This is a genomic window from Rhodovibrio salinarum DSM 9154 (assembly GCF_000515255.1).
Lineage (GTDB): Bacteria > Pseudomonadota > Alphaproteobacteria > Kiloniellales > Rhodovibrionaceae > Rhodovibrio > Rhodovibrio salinarum.
On sequence record NZ_KI911559.1, the window covers coordinates 287,477 to 302,193 of the forward strand.

Annotated in this window: 14 protein-coding genes and 2 riboswitches; of the genes, 7 read left to right on the forward strand and 7 right to left on the reverse strand. The window is 66.4% G+C overall.

Features of this window, described 5'->3' with window-relative positions; all coding sequences use genetic code 11:
- Window positions 1-204 precede the first annotated feature (204 nt).
- The 3 genes from RHOSA_RS0101320 to tsaB all read right to left on the reverse strand — a co-directional run bounded on the left by RHOSA_RS0101320 (window position 205) and on the right by tsaB (window position 2,163).
- Window positions 205-615 (reverse strand): Ros/MucR family transcriptional regulator, encoded by a 411-nt coding sequence (locus RHOSA_RS0101320; protein WP_027287267.1) that lies wholly within the window; start codon window positions 613-615, stop codon window positions 205-207.
- Window positions 616-901: 286 nt separating this feature from the next.
- Window positions 902-1,450, reverse strand: coding sequence for a GNAT family N-acetyltransferase (locus RHOSA_RS0101325; protein WP_081728361.1), 549 nt, complete (start codon window positions 1,448-1,450; stop codon window positions 902-904).
- Window positions 1,447-2,163, reverse strand: coding sequence for a tRNA (adenosine(37)-N6)-threonylcarbamoyltransferase complex dimerization subunit type 1 TsaB (gene tsaB, locus RHOSA_RS19660; protein ID WP_051431681.1), 717 nt, complete (start codon window positions 2,161-2,163; stop codon window positions 1,447-1,449). Before tsaB ends, RHOSA_RS0101325 begins: the two co-directional genes overlap by 4 nt.
- 110 nt (window positions 2,164-2,273) lie before the next feature.
- Here tsaB and ddpX point away from each other — a divergent pair, with 110 nt between their 5' ends.
- Window positions 2,274-2,843, forward strand: coding sequence for a D-alanyl-D-alanine dipeptidase (ddpX, locus tag RHOSA_RS0101335; RefSeq protein WP_037255480.1), 570 nt, complete (start codon window positions 2,274-2,276; stop codon window positions 2,841-2,843).
- Between the two features lie 12 nt (window positions 2,844-2,855).
- Here ddpX and RHOSA_RS0101340 read toward each other — a convergent pair whose 3' ends face one another.
- Window positions 2,856-3,449, reverse strand: a complete 594-nt coding sequence (locus RHOSA_RS0101340; RefSeq protein WP_027287270.1) for a malonic semialdehyde reductase — start codon at window positions 3,447-3,449, stop codon at window positions 2,856-2,858.
- A 224-nt stretch (window positions 3,450-3,673) separates the two neighbouring features.
- Here RHOSA_RS0101340 and RHOSA_RS0101345 point away from each other — a divergent pair, with 224 nt between their 5' ends.
- The gene (locus RHOSA_RS0101345) at window positions 3,674-4,750 is read left to right on the forward strand and encodes a polysaccharide deacetylase family protein (RefSeq protein ID WP_051431682.1); all 1,077 of its coding nucleotides are present in this window, start codon (window positions 3,674-3,676) and stop codon (window positions 4,748-4,750) included.
- A gap of 5 nt (window positions 4,751-4,755) precedes the next feature.
- Here RHOSA_RS0101345 and RHOSA_RS19665 read toward each other — a convergent pair whose 3' ends face one another.
- Window positions 4,756-5,784, reverse strand: a complete 1,029-nt coding sequence (locus tag RHOSA_RS19665; protein WP_081728885.1) for a L,D-transpeptidase family protein — start codon at window positions 5,782-5,784, stop codon at window positions 4,756-4,758.
- Window positions 5,785-5,911: 127 nt separating this feature from the next.
- Between RHOSA_RS19665 and RHOSA_RS19670 the strand changes: the two genes are divergently transcribed.
- From RHOSA_RS19670 to gcvP, 5 genes are all read left to right on the forward strand, one after another.
- Window positions 5,912-7,516 (forward strand): L,D-transpeptidase family protein, encoded by a 1,605-nt coding sequence (locus RHOSA_RS19670; protein ID WP_169816581.1) that lies wholly within the window; start codon window positions 5,912-5,914, stop codon window positions 7,514-7,516.
- Window positions 7,517-7,626: 110 nt separating this feature from the next.
- Complete coding sequence (gene mepK, locus RHOSA_RS0101360; protein ID WP_081728363.1) at window positions 7,627-8,256, forward strand: peptidoglycan L,D-endopeptidase MepK; 630 nt, start codon at window positions 7,627-7,629, stop codon at window positions 8,254-8,256.
- A gap of 195 nt (window positions 8,257-8,451) precedes the next feature.
- A riboswitch (glycine riboswitch) is annotated at window positions 8,452-8,575 on the forward strand.
- Window positions 8,576-8,577: 2 nt separating this feature from the next.
- Window positions 8,578-8,714, forward strand: a riboswitch (glycine riboswitch).
- A gap of 112 nt (window positions 8,715-8,826) precedes the next feature.
- The gene (gene gcvT / locus RHOSA_RS19675) at window positions 8,827-10,026 is read left to right on the forward strand and encodes a glycine cleavage system aminomethyltransferase GcvT (RefSeq protein WP_081728364.1); all 1,200 of its coding nucleotides are present in this window, start codon (window positions 8,827-8,829) and stop codon (window positions 10,024-10,026) included.
- Window positions 10,027-10,134: 108 nt separating this feature from the next.
- Complete coding sequence (gcvH, locus tag RHOSA_RS0101370) at window positions 10,135-10,512, forward strand: glycine cleavage system protein GcvH (protein WP_027287273.1); 378 nt, start codon at window positions 10,135-10,137, stop codon at window positions 10,510-10,512.
- Between the two features lie 65 nt (window positions 10,513-10,577).
- A complete protein-coding gene (gcvP, locus tag RHOSA_RS0101375; RefSeq protein WP_037255483.1) occupies window positions 10,578-13,490 on the forward strand; it encodes an aminomethyl-transferring glycine dehydrogenase in 2,913 nt (970 codons plus the stop codon).
- A 275-nt stretch (window positions 13,491-13,765) separates the two neighbouring features.
- On the opposite strand, the gene RHOSA_RS0101380 is transcribed toward gcvP, so the two are convergent.
- Together RHOSA_RS0101380 and RHOSA_RS0101385 are read right to left on the reverse strand one after the other, a co-directional pair.
- Complete coding sequence (locus tag RHOSA_RS0101380) at window positions 13,766-14,188, reverse strand: hypothetical protein (protein ID WP_027287275.1); 423 nt, start codon at window positions 14,186-14,188, stop codon at window positions 13,766-13,768.
- A gap of 210 nt (window positions 14,189-14,398) precedes the next feature.
- Window positions 14,399-14,698: a hypothetical protein gene (locus RHOSA_RS0101385; RefSeq protein WP_027287276.1), complete on the reverse strand. Its 300-nt coding sequence runs from the start codon at window positions 14,696-14,698 to the stop codon at window positions 14,399-14,401.
- Window positions 14,699-14,717: the final 19 nt, after the last annotated feature.

The window sequence follows — 14,717 nt, forward strand, 5'->3', positions numbered from 1 at the left end:
CGCCCCCGGGGACCGCAATGGCTGATCGTGTCCGGCCGTGGGGCCCGCGGCCGCACCTAACGACGTCAGCCCCCACATGCAACAGGCGCACAGCCGATAATCGGCCGCGCGCCCGTATACCTTTGTCTGCCTGATCACGCCCGCAAGCACGTGGCCCTGAAAGCCTTCACGCAAAACGCCGGGACTTGTTCTTGCGAACGCCCCTTACCCCCGACGCGCGCGCGTGCCCAGACCGATCTCCTTGGCCAGTCGGCTGCGCTGCTTGGCATAGTTCGGCGCCACCATCGGATAGTCGGCCTGCAGCCCCCACTTCTCCCGATATTCTTCCGGCGTCATGTTGTACGCCGTCTTCAGGTGACGCTTCAGCATCTTCAGCTTCTTGCCGTCTTCCAGGCAGATCAGGTAGTCGGGTGTGATCGACTTCTTGATCGGCACTGCCGGGGTCGGTTTTTCAGGCTGGACCGCCTGGCCCTGCTCCACCTGCGCCAAAGTCTCATGTACTTCGCGGATTAGCTTGGGCAGATCGTCGACGCCGACCGCATTATTGGCGACGTGCGCAGAAACGATGGTCGTCGTGAGGTCGAGAATTTCTTTAGATTTGCTCTCGTCGGCCATGTGCTATCCTCGGCTTTTAGATTTATCTTTTTGGATTTATAAAAAAACCTTTTTACCGAAGCAACAGGAAAATATGGCGTGAACGTCGCGAAACGCTTATCAGCGACTTTTCATCACAGAAACTGGCGTTGGATTTAGGAGATCGGGATAAAGTCCAAGCGACACCCCGGTTATGACAAGGTCCGCTTTACGGGCCACTCGACAAGTTCGAGCATACAGACAACGAGTAGAATGTTAGAGCCGACAATATCCTGTTACTTGAATCCTGCCGAACGCGCGCAACGCCTCAGCGTAAATCGCGGCTCAGCAGGATCGCGTCGTCGGGCCCGTCGCCATGATCGTCGTAATAGTTCTGCCGCCGACCGACTTCGGTGAACTGCCGGTTGGCATAGAGATCACGCGCGGCGGTGTTGCGCGCGGCGACTTCCAGATGCAGGCGCTGGGCCCCTTGCGCCCGCGCCTTGTCGGCCACGGACTCGACCAGCCGGCGGCCCAACCCCTTGCGCCGGACATCCTCGAGCACGCCCAGCGTCAGGATTTCGGCTTCGTCCGCGGCGACCCGGGCAAGCACGAAGCCAAGCGGCATGACCTCGCCGAAATCGCGTCCGTTGGCCAGGAAAGCGATCGCGCCAGGCCCCTGGATCAAACTGGCCACATCGGATTCCGACCAGGGCTCGGCGGGAAAAACGTCGTTCTGCAGGGCTGCGATCACCGGTGCGTCCAGCCGGCCGGCCGGCTGGATATAGGCGTCGCTCACTTCTCGGCCGGTGTCGGCGTTGCCGTCCGCCTGGTTGCTGGCGCCCTGGTTCGTGGTGTCGTCGCTGGACGGGGTCATGCGGATCCCTTCTGCGCGTGTGCGATAGGTGCGGCAGGGCCGGCGCCGGCCGGCCAGGTGACATCCGGCGGGCGCAGGTAGACCGGGCGCGGCGGCGCATCGCGGGACGGCACCGGCTCCCAAGCAGCGAGCTGGGCCAACACCGCCGGATCGACCAGGGCCGGCGCGCCGGCACGGACCACCCTCCGCCCAGCCGCGGTCAGCGCCGCCTGCGCGCCACCGTCGCCGGCCAACAGCAGGTCACCCGGCGGTAAAGCGGCGTCGAGCGCGTCCGGTGTCTTCGCCATCGCCTCGCTTGCCGGGCTCAGGTCGGGGTGGAATGCCTGGGCATAGACGTCCGTTCGTTTGGCATCGATCAGCACCAGTAGTATCCGACCGGCACGTTCCGCCGGATCGGTGCCGGCGGCAATCGCCCGCAGACTGCCGATTCCGATCACCGGGATGCCGAGCGCGAGCGCATAGCCGCGCGCGGTCGCCAATCCGATGCGCACACCGGTGAAGGCCCCGGGCCCGGTCGTGACCGCCACGGCATCCAGGTCCGCGTGCGCCACGTCCGCACGCTGCAGCACCGATTCGATCATCGGCACCAGCCGTTCGGCCTGGCCACGCGCCATCTCCGCCTGGTCGGCGGCCAACACAGCCCCGTCGCGCCAAACGGCGGCCGAGCACCCGCGCCCGGCGGTGTCGAAGGCCAGCAGCGTACGTGCACTCATCGCCTGGCGGTCCTTCTCCCGACTGCGTTCCGTGCCTTGTCGCGCACGGCATGGTACATCGCCCCAGAGCCGACTCCGGCGACCCCCGTTATCATCCATGAGGAGCCGTCATGCCGCTCGTGCGCATCGCGCCGCCCGACTTCGACGTCGAGATCGACCTGCGCTACGCCACCGCCGACAACGTCACCGGCGCGCCGATCTACGCCAACGCCGTGGCCTACCTGCACCCGATCGCCGCCGACCTGCTGCAGCGGGCAATCGGGCTGGCCCGACCCTTGGGCTACCGTTTCAAGATCTTCGACGCGTTCCGGCCGCCGGAAGCGCAGTGGGCGCTGTGGAACGCCTATCCGAGTGACGAGTTCGTCGCCGACCCGCGCCGCGGCGGCCCGCATTCCCGCGGCGCAGCCGTCGACCTGACACTGATCGATGCGCAGGGGAACGAACTGGAAATGGGCACCGGTTTCGACGCCTTCACCGAACAGGCCCACCATGCCCGGATCGACATCCAGGCCGAGGCGCAACGCAACCGCGCCCTGCTGCTCGGCATCATGACCGCGGCCGGCTGGGACTTCTTCAAGAACGAATGGTGGCATTACCAGCTCTTCAACGCCCGACAGCGGCTGCCGGTATTCTCCGACAGCGTCTTGCCAGAGCCGATGATGGTGCCCCCACAGGGATAGGCTCACGGCCCGCTACTGGATCTCGCAGGCCTCCTCGAAGCTCAACCGCTTGTCGCGCGGCGGCAGCTTGGCCGGATCGCCATAGCCGAGGTTGCACAGGAAGTTCACCTGCCACTTGCCCTCGGGGAAGAACGCCTGGTTGACCTTATCCTTGTCGAAGCCGCTCATCGGACCGACGTCCAGGCCGAGCGACCGGGCCGCCAGCATGAAGTACCCGCCCTGCAGCGAGCCGTTACGGAAGGCGTTCTCCTGGATCGCGTCCGGCTTGCCGGCGAACCAGCTGCGTGCGTCCGCCTGGGAGAACAGCTCCGGCAGCTTCTCGTGGAACTCCAAGTCGTGCGCGACGATCGCACACACCGGGGCGGCCATCGTCTTGTCGACGTTGCCTGGCATCAGCGCGGGGCGCAGCTTTTCCTTGGCGTCCTGCGACTTGGCGAAGACCACGCGCATCGGCTGACAGTTGGCGCTGGTCGGCGGCCACTTGGCCAGATCGTAGATCGCCTGCAGCAGGACGTCGCTGACCTCGCGGTCCTGCCACCCCTTGTGCGTACGGGCTTCCCGGAACAGCAGGTCCAGGCCGTCATCGTTCAGTATCCGTTCACTCATCGCGCCTTAACGCCCTTTCGCGTGGGTAGGATCTATTGGATGTATCCTTCGGCCGCAGACGGATTCCGCACCGCCGAATAGCCGTTGCGCAATCTGGTCCGCAGGGCGCCAAGGGACAAGAGCCGGCTTTAAGGCCACCGCTATTGTCTTGTGCCCAATGGGATCGCCCGCCAGAGTCCACATCGACCAGGATACGCGCCAGAAAAAGGAGCGTCGAAAGAACCGTGGTTTCGCTGATCCGCCTGTTCCACCCCAGTGCCGTGCTGGCCGCCGCCGCACTCCTCGCCCTCGCGCCCGGCGTCGCCCGCGCGCAATCGCAGGGCGGCACCACAGCCTCAGCGCCCGCGGTCGACAACGGTGCATCCGTTATCATGTACCACCGTTTCGGCGACGGCCGATACCCGAGCACCAACATCAAGCTGGAGCAGTTCGAGCGACACATCGCCGAACTGAAGAAGGACAAGTACAACGTCCTGCCGCTGCCCGACGTCGTGGCGGCTCTCCGCCAGGAACGGCCGCTTCCGCCCTATACGGTCGCGATCACGATCGACGACGCCTATCGCTCGGTCTGGGAGGAGGCGGTGCCGCGTCTGCGCACGGCCGGCCTGCCGTTCACCCTGTTCGTCGCGACCGACCCGGTCGGCGGCAAGGAATACATGACCTGGGACCAGCTGCGCGACCTGGCGCAGATGGAGTTGGCGACGATCGGCAGCCAGACCGCCACGCACCCGCACTTGCCCTTGCTCTCGCCCCAGCAGGTACGGGAGGAGCTCGAGACCTCGCAAGCGCGCTTCAAGGCCGAGCTGGGCCGGGCGCCCGAGCTACTCGCCTATCCCTACGGCGAGTATTCCAACCCCGTGCAGCAGGCCGCGCGCGAAGTTGGCTTCATCGCCGCCTTCGGACAGCAATCGGGCGCCATCGCGCGGAGCAGCGAACGCTTTGGCCTGCCGCGCTTCGCCTTGAACGAGAGATATGGCGGCATGGACCGCTTCCGCACGGCCATCAACGCACTGCCGCTGCCGGTGCAGGATGTCGTTCCGGACGACAACTTGCTCGATCCGGACGAGAACCCGCCGATGTACGGCTTCACGGTGGACCCGGCCATCTCGTCGATCAACGGGCTGAACTGCTATGCCAGCGGCCGCGGCAAGCTCGACGTCCAGCGCCTGGGCGGCCAGCGGGTCGAGGTGCGCTTCACAAAAGCGTTCCCGAAAGGGCGGGTGCGCATCAACTGCACCCAGATGGGTCCCGACCGGCGCTGGCGCTGGTTCGGCAACCAGTTCCTGGTCGCGCAGGAGTAGGGCTTTTAGCTTTCGGCTGCCTGGCCGATCGCGACGGGGACGCCGCGGCGCTGGTTGACCGCTTGGCGGATCTTGTCCCAATCCAGCTGGGCGGCCCGCCCGCCGAGTGCGTCCTGGACGCGCTGCTTGAGATCCAGATCTGGGTCCGGTTCGAAGCTGCCGGTCTTCTCCAGCTGTCCCGCCTGCTTCGCGGTGGTGTGCGCTTCCAAGTAGAAGGTGTCGCCGTCCCAGGCGAACTTGAGCGGCTGCTCGACCACCTGCACGGGAGTTCCGTCGGGCACGGTATTGTACAGCGCCTGGATATCGTTCGGGTACATGCGGATGCATCCCCGGCTGACCCGCCGGCCGATGCCCCAGACGTTGTTGGTCCCGTGGATCAGATACAGCGGCCAGCCAAGGTCGAGGGCGTAGGCGCCGAGCGGGTTCTCGGGTCCGGCCCGGACCACCGTAGGCAGACTGGGATCGGACTTGCGCGCCTCCTGGGTCGGCCGCCAGGCCGGGTTCCGGCGCTTGCTCGCGACCCGTGTCTGGCCCGTCGGCGTATCCAGCCCCTCGCGTCCGATCCCGATCGGGAAGGTCTTCACCGTGCCCGGCTGATCCGCGGGGAAGTAATACAGCCGCGGCTCCGCAAGGTTGATGACGATCCCCTTCTTCGCGACGTTGGGGAGAATGTGGCGCGTGGGCAGGGTGATCCGCGTCCCCTTGCCAGGCAGCCAGGGGTCAACGTCCTGGTTGGCCGCAACGAGTTCGATGTAGCCGAGGTTGTGCAGATAGGCGAGGTCGGCCAGCGTCGTCTCGAAATGGGCGGTTGTCGTCTGCATCCCGCCGATGATGTCGGGCACCTGCGGCTGCGCGCCGGCCTCCTTCTCGGCCGCCAGGGCCGGCGAAAGTGGCGCGGTGAGCAGAGCTAGGGCGGTGAGCACCGCGCCCAGAAGGCGGACCGGGTCAAAGATGATCCGTTGCGAAAAACCGAAACCGTTCATTTCAAGGCGTGCCGAGGCTGTTACGCTGGAGATCGCAGATCGCTGCATCATGCTGTCTACCCGAAATCTGGGCAGGAAGTCTTTAGAAAGAATGTGTTCATTGCGTGTAGGCCTGACGGTCCTGGTTGTCGCGCTTGCGCCCGCGGTATCAGCCACGGCGGATCAGACGCCCCCAAATGTGCTCGCCCCCACGGCGCTGGAGCGCCAGTTCGAGACCGGCGCCCCCGACCTGCCGCGCGGCATCAACCCGGCGGCCTTGCGGGATTTCTACGCCGCGCGCGACTTCGAACCGTTGTGGCTCACTCCCGGCAACCCGCGCGCGCGGCTCCTGATCGATCGGCTGGACGCCGCCGCCAGCGAAGGTCTGCGTCCGGCCGATTACCGGCCAGCGGATTTGCGCGCGGATCTCTCCGCAAATGGCGATACGCAGACACGGGCCATGCTCGAACTGCGGTTGAGCGCGCAGTTCCTGCATTACGCCCGGGACCTCGCGACCGGTCGGGTTCGCCCGGGGACGATCAATCCGAACGCCCCCACCCCGGAAGCCCCTCTGGAGAGCGAGAGCCTGCTGCGCGCCCTGGCGGAAAGCGACCATCCGGCAGACGTCTTCGATTCGCTTGCTCCAGCCAACCCGGCTTACCACCGCTTGCGTCGCACCCTGGCGGATTACCGGGAAATTCAAACGGCCGGCGGTTGGCCGCAGATCGAGACCGGACGGACGTTGGAGCAAGGCATGACCAGCGCGCGGGTCGCACGTATCCGCGCGCGCCTCGCCGCCTCCCAGGATCTGACGATCGCAAGCGACACACCGGACCGCTTCGATGTCCAACTGACCCAGGCGGTCCAACGGTTCCAGGAACGCCATGGCCTGGAGGCGGACGGTATCGTCGGACCGAAGACGTTGGCCGCCATGAACCTGCCGGTCGCCAGCCGGATCGCCCAGATCGAGGTGAACATGGAACGCTGGCGCTGGATGCCGGACGATCTCGGCCAGCGCTATGTGCTGGTGAACCTGGCGGCACAGGAAGTCGAACTGATCGAGTCCGGAAGTGTGCGGCTGTCGATGCGCGCGGTCGTCGGCAAGCCCTACCGCAAGACGCCGGTGTTCTCGGACGAGATCACCTACCTGGAGTTCAACCCGGACTGGACCCTACCGCCGACCATCCTGCGCCAGGATGTCCTGCCCGAACTGCGCAAGGATCCCGGCTATCTGGCCGCGCACGAGATGACGCTCTACGCTGGCTGGTCGGCAAACGCCGAGCCGCTCGACCCGAAGGCTATCGACTGGTCGCAGGTCACCCCGAAACACTTTCCCTACAAAATCGTTCAGGCGCCAGGTCCGCGAAACCCGTTGGGGCAGATCAAGTTCATGTTCCCCAACACCCACCACATCTACCTGCACGACAGCCCGGCCAAGAGCCTGTTCAACCGGGCAAGCCGTGCCTTCTCCTCCGGCTGCATCCGGGTCGCCAAGCCGTTCGAGCTGGCGGACGCGCTGCTGGACGGCACCCCGGTCGCAGACAGGTTACGCCCCGCCCTTGGCCTGCCGGAAGTCTCCAAATATGACGCGTACAGCCCGCCGCCGGTCTGGAAGCGCACGCTCATCGATCGTCTACTCGCCCACGGTAAGACCACCTCGGTTCGGCTGAGCGAGCCCGTGCCGGTGCACCTGACCTACTCGACCGTCTGGGTCGGCGAGGGCGGCACGGTGCACTTCCGCCCCGACATCTACGACCGCAACCGCAGCCTGAGCCAGGCGCTTGCCGATCGGCCAGTCCCATAAAGCAGGCACGACGGCCGCAAGCTATTTCACATAAAAAATCTTGCAATCGTTAACCATTTGGCCACCCTGACAGAGCGACGCTGGCACCTACGATTCGCAGATGTGCGTGCATGGCTGCGAGTCGCGTTTTCTCGGCAGGGGTCGAAGGACATCGCTACGTGAGCACAGCGACCGATACAAAAGCGGACACGCCGTCTTCCGGAATTTGCCGCCGCGGCCTGTTGGCCGGCCTGGGGGCTGGCGCCGCGCTGGCGACGGTAAGTTCACCGGCCGCCGCATTTATCCGGCCGCCGCATGCGATGCGACAGCTGGCGTTCGAGAACCTGCACACCGGCGAACAGCTGGTCGCGCCTTACCTGACCCGCGGGCGGCTGGACCCTGAGGGACTGAGCCAGCTCGACTACATCCTGCGCGACTGGCGCACGGAAGAAGTGATCCGCATCGACCGGCGGCTTTACGTGCTGCTCGACGATCTGCGCCGGCGCCTTGGCAGTGACGCCCCCTACCAGATCATCTCCGGTTACCGCTCGCCCAAGACCAACGCGATGCTGCGCGCCTCGACCAGCGGTGTGGCCAAGCGCAGCTATCACACCCGGGGCATGGCGATCGACATCGTCGTCCCCAACCGGACCACGGCCGAGGTGCGCGACGCCGCCCTGTCGCTGCGCCGCGGCGGGGTTGGCTATTACCCGGAATCCGGCTTCGTCCACGTGGACGTCGGTCCGGTACGCCGCTGGTAGCCGCCAAATCGCAACTTGTACCGCGCGGCCTTGACTGGTCATGGGATGCACGCTTTGCGCTGCATTTCCGGGCGCAGCGGCAACTGTAATTGTCTATTTGCGACGGTATTTAACGGGAAACCGGCAGGGGTCGGTTGACATGCCGGGGGGTTGGGTTACCCTTTTCGCGGACACAAGCTTGGAGCCATAGCCCATATTCGCCTTGCGGGAGAGATCGGGTCAGCCTGCAGCCCACCGACACATACGTCGGTGGAAACGATCCGGCGCCGAAGGAGCAACCGCCCCGGAAACTCTCAGGCAGAAGGACCGTAAGGCGACGGGCACTCTGGAGAGCGAGCGCGCGGGCTCCTGCCCGCTCTCGCGCACCGCACCGAAGGAGTAAACCGCGGATATTCCGCCGGCGTTCGCATGACGCGACCCGGCGTTGCGGTGAATCTCTCAGGTCAGACGACAGAGGGGGCATGGCGGCGGATCGACCGGCACGGGCGGCCTCAAGGCCCGGGTTGGGGATCACACACGACCGCCGCAGCCGCCGCCTGAAACTGAACCGTCTGAGCCGGAGAGACGTTTATGGCCGATCCTTCGACCACCGGGGCTCCTGTACCGATTTTTCCCCGCAGTCCCGCCGATAGCGCCAGCGGGAGCGATACCAAGACCACGCCGCTGACCCACGTCCATCAGGACCTGGGCGCGAAGATGGTCGAATTCGCCGGCTATTCGATGCCGGTGCAGTACCCCGACGGCATCGTCGCGGAGCACCAGCACACCCGCACCCAAGCAGGGCTATTCGATATCTCCCACATGGGTCAGGCGTGGCTGGTCGATGGCAGCGGCAGCGCCGACGCGGCCTTGGAGCGTCTCGTCCCCGGGGATATCCAGGGACTGGAGCCGGGCAAGCTGCGCTACACCATGCTGCTGAACGACCAAGGCGGCATCGTCGACGATTTCATGGCTGCGCGTCCCGTGGAAGACCATCTGCAAGACCGCCTGTTCCTGGTGGTCAATGCCGCGCGCAAGCAGGTCGACTTCGAGCTGATCGAACAGACGCTGGGCGAGGCGGCCAAGCTCGAGCGGCTGCCGGACCGCGCGCTGATCGCACTGCAGGGCCCGGCAGCCGCTGCGGTGATGGACCGACTGGGCCCAGCGGTGGCCGAACTCGCGCCGATGACCATGATGCAGGGCGCGATCGCCGGCATCGACGTCCTGGTCAGCCGTTCCGGCTACACCGGCGAGGACGGCTTCGAGATTTCCGTCCCCGCAGATCAGGCCGAAACCCTTTTCCGCAAGCTGCTGGACCAGCCGGAGGTCGCGCCGGTCGGCCTGGGCGCGCGCGATTCGCTGCGCCTGGAAGCGGGCCTGTGCCTCTACGGCCACGACCTGACCGAGGAGACCACCCCGGTCGAGGCCAGCCTGACCTGGACGATCGCCAAGCGCCGGCGGGAGAGCTGCGACTTCCCGGGCGGCGAGACGATCCGCCAGCACCTGGAAAACGGCGCGCCGCGCAAACGCGTTGGCCTGCTGCCCGAAGGCCGGGCGCCGGTGCGCGAGGGCGCGGAACTGCATCTGCCCGACGGCGGCGCGGCGGTCGGAACGGTCACCAGCGGAGGCTTCGGCCCCAGCGTCGGCGGACCGGTGGCGATGGGCTATGTCACGGCCGATCACGCAAAGCCCGGCACTGAACTCGATGCGATGGTTCGCGGCAAGCCGCGCCGCTGCCGGGTGGTGAAGTTCCCCCTCGCCGGGCCGAAGGTGCGCGCGAGCCAGGGCTGAGCCACGACGACCGACGCACCCCGCGACCGGCAACTTTTTCACGTGGGTGCGCGTTTAAAATCACACAACGCCCAACAATAGCGACGAGATATCAGGGAGACTTAGGCGATGAGCGAGATACGCTATACCTCGGATCACGAATGGATCCGGATGGAGGATGACGGCACGGCGACGGTCGGCATCACCAGCCATGCCCAGGAGCAGTTGGGAGACATCGTGTTCGTCGAACTGCCGAACACTGGAACGGAAGTGTCGCAAGGCGACGAAGTCGGCGTCGTCGAATCGGTGAAGGCGGCGAGCGAGATCTATGCCCCGGTGGCAGGCGAAATTCTGGAAGCCAACGAAACGCTCAGCGACGAGCCGGCGACCGTGAACAGCGACCCGATGGGCGGTGGCTGGTTCTTCAAGATGAAGGTCGCCGACCCGAGCGAGGTCCAGGCTCTGATGGACGAGGCAGCCTACAAGGACCACTGCGGCGAGAGCTGATCAGGCCGCGATCCGCCCGCCTGGGCAGTAATAGGCCGAGCCGAGACCAAGGGAGACCCTTCACCATGGCCAAACAGCGTCAAAGCGACCGTAAGCCGTCGCTGAGCGAGCTGGCTCAGAGCGACGATTTCATCGGCCGGCACATCGGGCCCGATGCGGACGAACAGCAAGCGATGCTGAAGGCCCTCGGCGTCGAATCGCTGCAAGACCTGGTCGACCAAGCCGTCCCCAGCACCATCCGCGAGACCGAGCGGATGCCGCTGGGCGCGCCAATGGGCGAGCAGCAGGCGCTCGACGCGCTGCGCGCGCTGGCCGACCAGAACCGGCAGGCGAAGTCCCTGATCGGCCTTGGCTTCCACAATACGATCACCCCGCCGGTGATCCAGCGCAACGTGCTGGAAAACCCCGGCTGGTACACTGCCTACACGCCCTACCAGCCGGAGATCAGCCAGGGCCGTCTGGAAGCGCTGCTGAACTTTCAGCAGATGGTGATCGACCTGACCGGTATGGAGCTCGCCAACGCCTCCCTGCTCGACGAGGCGACGGCGGCGGCCGAAGCCATGTCGATGATGCAGCGCGTCTCCAAGTCGAAGTCGAAGCGCTTCCTGGTCGACGCCAACGCCCACCCCCAGACGATCGCGGTGATGCGCACCCGCGCCGAACCGCTGGGCCTGGAACTGGTCGTCGAGACGCCGGCGAACTTCCCCGGCCAGGAGGCGTTCGGCGTGCTGGTGCAGTACCCGGACACGACCGGCGAGGTGCCGGACCACCGCAAACTGGTCGAGACGTTGCACGGCGAGGGGACGCTGGTCGCGGTGGCGACGGACCTCCTGGCGCTGTGCCGCCTGCAGGCGCCCGGCACGTGGGGGGCGGACGTCGTGCTGGGCAACAGCCAGCGCTTCGGCGTGCCGCTCGGCTACGGCGGGCCGCACGCGGCCTTCTTCGCCACCCACGACAAGTACAAGCGCAACGTCCCGGGCCGGATCATCGGCGTCAGCGTCGACACCGACGGCACCCCGGCCCTGCGGATGGCCCTGCAGACGCGCGAACAGCACATCCGGCGCGACAAGGCGACCTCGAACATCTGCACCGCGCAGGTACTGCTCGCCAACATGGCCGGGCTGTACGCCTGCTGGCACGGGCCCAACGGGCTGTGGACGATCGCCGAGCGGGTGCACCGCCTGACCGGCATCCTGGCCGCCGGCTTGCAGGAATTGGGCTTCACGCGGGTCAACACGCAGTTCTTCGACACCCTCACGGTCGAGGCCGGCGACCAAGCCCAGACCATCGTCAAGCGCGCGCTGGACGATCACGAGATCAATCTACGCGTCCTGGACGGCGGGCGAATCGGCATCGCGCTGGACGAAACCTGCACGCCGGAGACAGTGGACGCGCTGCTGCAGGCGTTCGCCGGCGAGGCCGAAATCGGCATGCAGGCAGCCAAGATGGACGGCAAGGCGGTCGACGGTCTGCCGGCGGCGCTCGCGCGCGGCATCGACTACCTCGACCACGCGAACTTCAACGCCGTCCATACCGAGACGGAAATGCTGCGCTATCTGCGCCGGCTGCAGTCGAAGGACATCGCACTCGACCGCTCGATGATCCCGCTCGGCTCCTGCACCATGAAACTGAACGCGGCCGCCGAGATGCAGCCAGTGTCGTGGCCGGAGTTCGCGCAGATCCACCCCTTCGCGCCCAAGGACCAGGCGGTCGGCTATCACAAGATGGCCGATGACCTGGCCGACAAGCTGGCGAAGATGACCGGCTTCCATGCGGTTACTCTACAGCCGAACTCCGGCGCGCAGGGCGAGTACGCCGGCCTGCTCTTGATCCGCGCCTATCACGAATCGCGCGGTGAGGGGCACCGCTCGGTCGTCCTGATCCCGACCAGCGCGCACGGCACCAACCCTGCCAGCGCCAAGATGGCGGGGTATCAGGTGCAGCTGGTCGACTGCGACGACCACGGCAACGTCGACGTCGAGGACCTGAAGGCGAAGATCGACAAGCACCGCGACAAGCTCGCGGGGCTGATGGTCACCTATCCCTCGACCCACGGCGTGTTCGAATCCGCGATCAAGGACATCTGCGCGCGCGTCCACGACGCCGGCGGGCAGGTCTATATGGACGGCGCCAACCTGAACGCGCTGCTGGGCGTGGCGAACCCGGGCCGGTTCGGCGCCGACGTCGCGCACATGAACCTGCACAAGACCTTCTGCATCCCCCACGGCGGCGGCGGCCCCGGCGTCGGCCCGGTTGGCGTGGCGGAACACCTGACGCCCTTCCTGCCAGGCCACCCGCTGGATTCCGAATGCGGCGGGGACCAGGCGATCGGCCCGATCTGCGCCACCCCGCTCGGTTCCGCCGGGATCCTGCCGATCTCCTGGATGTACACCGCGATGATGGGCGCGGAGGGCCTGACCCGGGCGACCGAAACGGCGATCCTGAACGCCAACTACCTGGCCCACCGCCTCAGCGAGGGCTATCCGATCCTCTACCGCGGCGAGAACGGGCGGGTCGCGCACGAGTGCATCGTCGACACCCGGGTGCTGCGCGACGAATGCGGCATCTCGGTCGACGACGTGGCCAAGCGATTGATCGATTTCGGCTACCACGCGCCGACCATGTCCTGGCCGGTCGCCGGCGCACTGATGGTCGAGCCGACCGAAAGCGAGAGCAAGGCGGAGATCGACCGCTTCTGCGAGGCGCTCCTGACGATCGCCCGGGAGGCGCGGGAAGTCGAAAAAGGGACTTGGCCTCAGGCCGACAACCCGCTGGTCAACGCCCCGCACACCCTGGCGCAGGTCACCGCCGACAGCTGGGCGCACGCCTATTCGCGCCAGGACGCGGCCTACCCGGCCGAGCACCTGCTGCACGACAAATACTGGGCACCGGTCAGCCGCGTCGACAACGCCTACGGCGACCGGCACCTGGTGTGCACCTGCCCACCGATCGAGGCCTACCGCGAGGCCGCAGAGTAACGCGTCCCGCCATACGGCTGGATACACAAAGGGGCTCCCAGAACGGGAGCCCTTTTTTATGCGCAGAAAAAGGAACGGATCGCCGAGCTACCGCGGCCCTTCGTGCCCATAGTGGCTTACAGTGCCCCGCACGACCTGCGCCGCCCAACGTCGGTCTTTGGGGTGCGGCCCGACCGACGCCTGCAATTTCGGTTACTACCTGCGCGCAACACCGACCACAAGATTAGCTGGTTCGATGCGCACCCGTTACAGGGTTGCGCCACCCAAGCGACTGGTTAGGCCGCGCCGAGCCGGCTGGCGGCGCGTTCGCCGCCAACGATCGCTGCGGCGACCAGAGCCCCCACCGCGAGCGGCACCGTGACCGTCCAGAACGGCGCGCCAGTGTCGGCGAGATAGGCAGCGGCGAGCAGCGCCAGGACGCCCGTGGCCCCGGGCAGCGTCCGCAGGATCACGCGGGGCAGGCGGTGCACCACATGCCCGTCGGCATGCTCGCCAGCCATCGAATTGGCGAAGCTGGCGATCCCGCGGATGTAGAACCAGGCGACCAGCGGCACGGTTGCGATCAGCGCGCTGGTCCCAACCACCTTATCGAAGCCGTTCCAGGCCCCTGGGAACATGAACAGCGCCATCGGCAGCCAGATCAGAAACGGCGTCAGCATGAACGCTCCAATCAGCCAGGGGATGACGTGCAACGGCATGGGAAGCTCCTGTGCGTAAAAGTCCGAGTAGCACGCTCAGGTATACGCATTTACGCACGCACCGCCAGAGAATCCGCCTGCGACCCCTGGCCGCAGTGCGGAAATACGGCGATGCGATTGCAGCGGCGCTTCAGGGACCTGCTGAAATGGCTTTGATATACCGGTCCCACCCACGCCCATCTGTCCGGGGCTGGTAGACGCGCCGACGGCTCAGTTGCGGCGGTCGTCCGTGGAGCTGGAGCTCTGGCCGAATTCCTCGATCGCCAGCTCGCGTAGCGCCTTGACCTTGTCCTGACTGACCGTCTCGCCGCGGTTCTGCCGGCGCTTCTCGTCCATCGTGGTGCGCATGTCCGGGCCGGAGACCTCGCCCGTACTGGGCAAGGTCAGGCCGCCGCCCGTGCTGCCGCCACGCACCGCAGCCCCCTTCGGTGGGCGCACATCGCCCGCCAGCGTGGGTTGCAGCGGCGCGGCCAACAGCGCCGCCACACTCACAATCAGGATGCTCCGCATGCTGGGCCTCCGCTTCTCC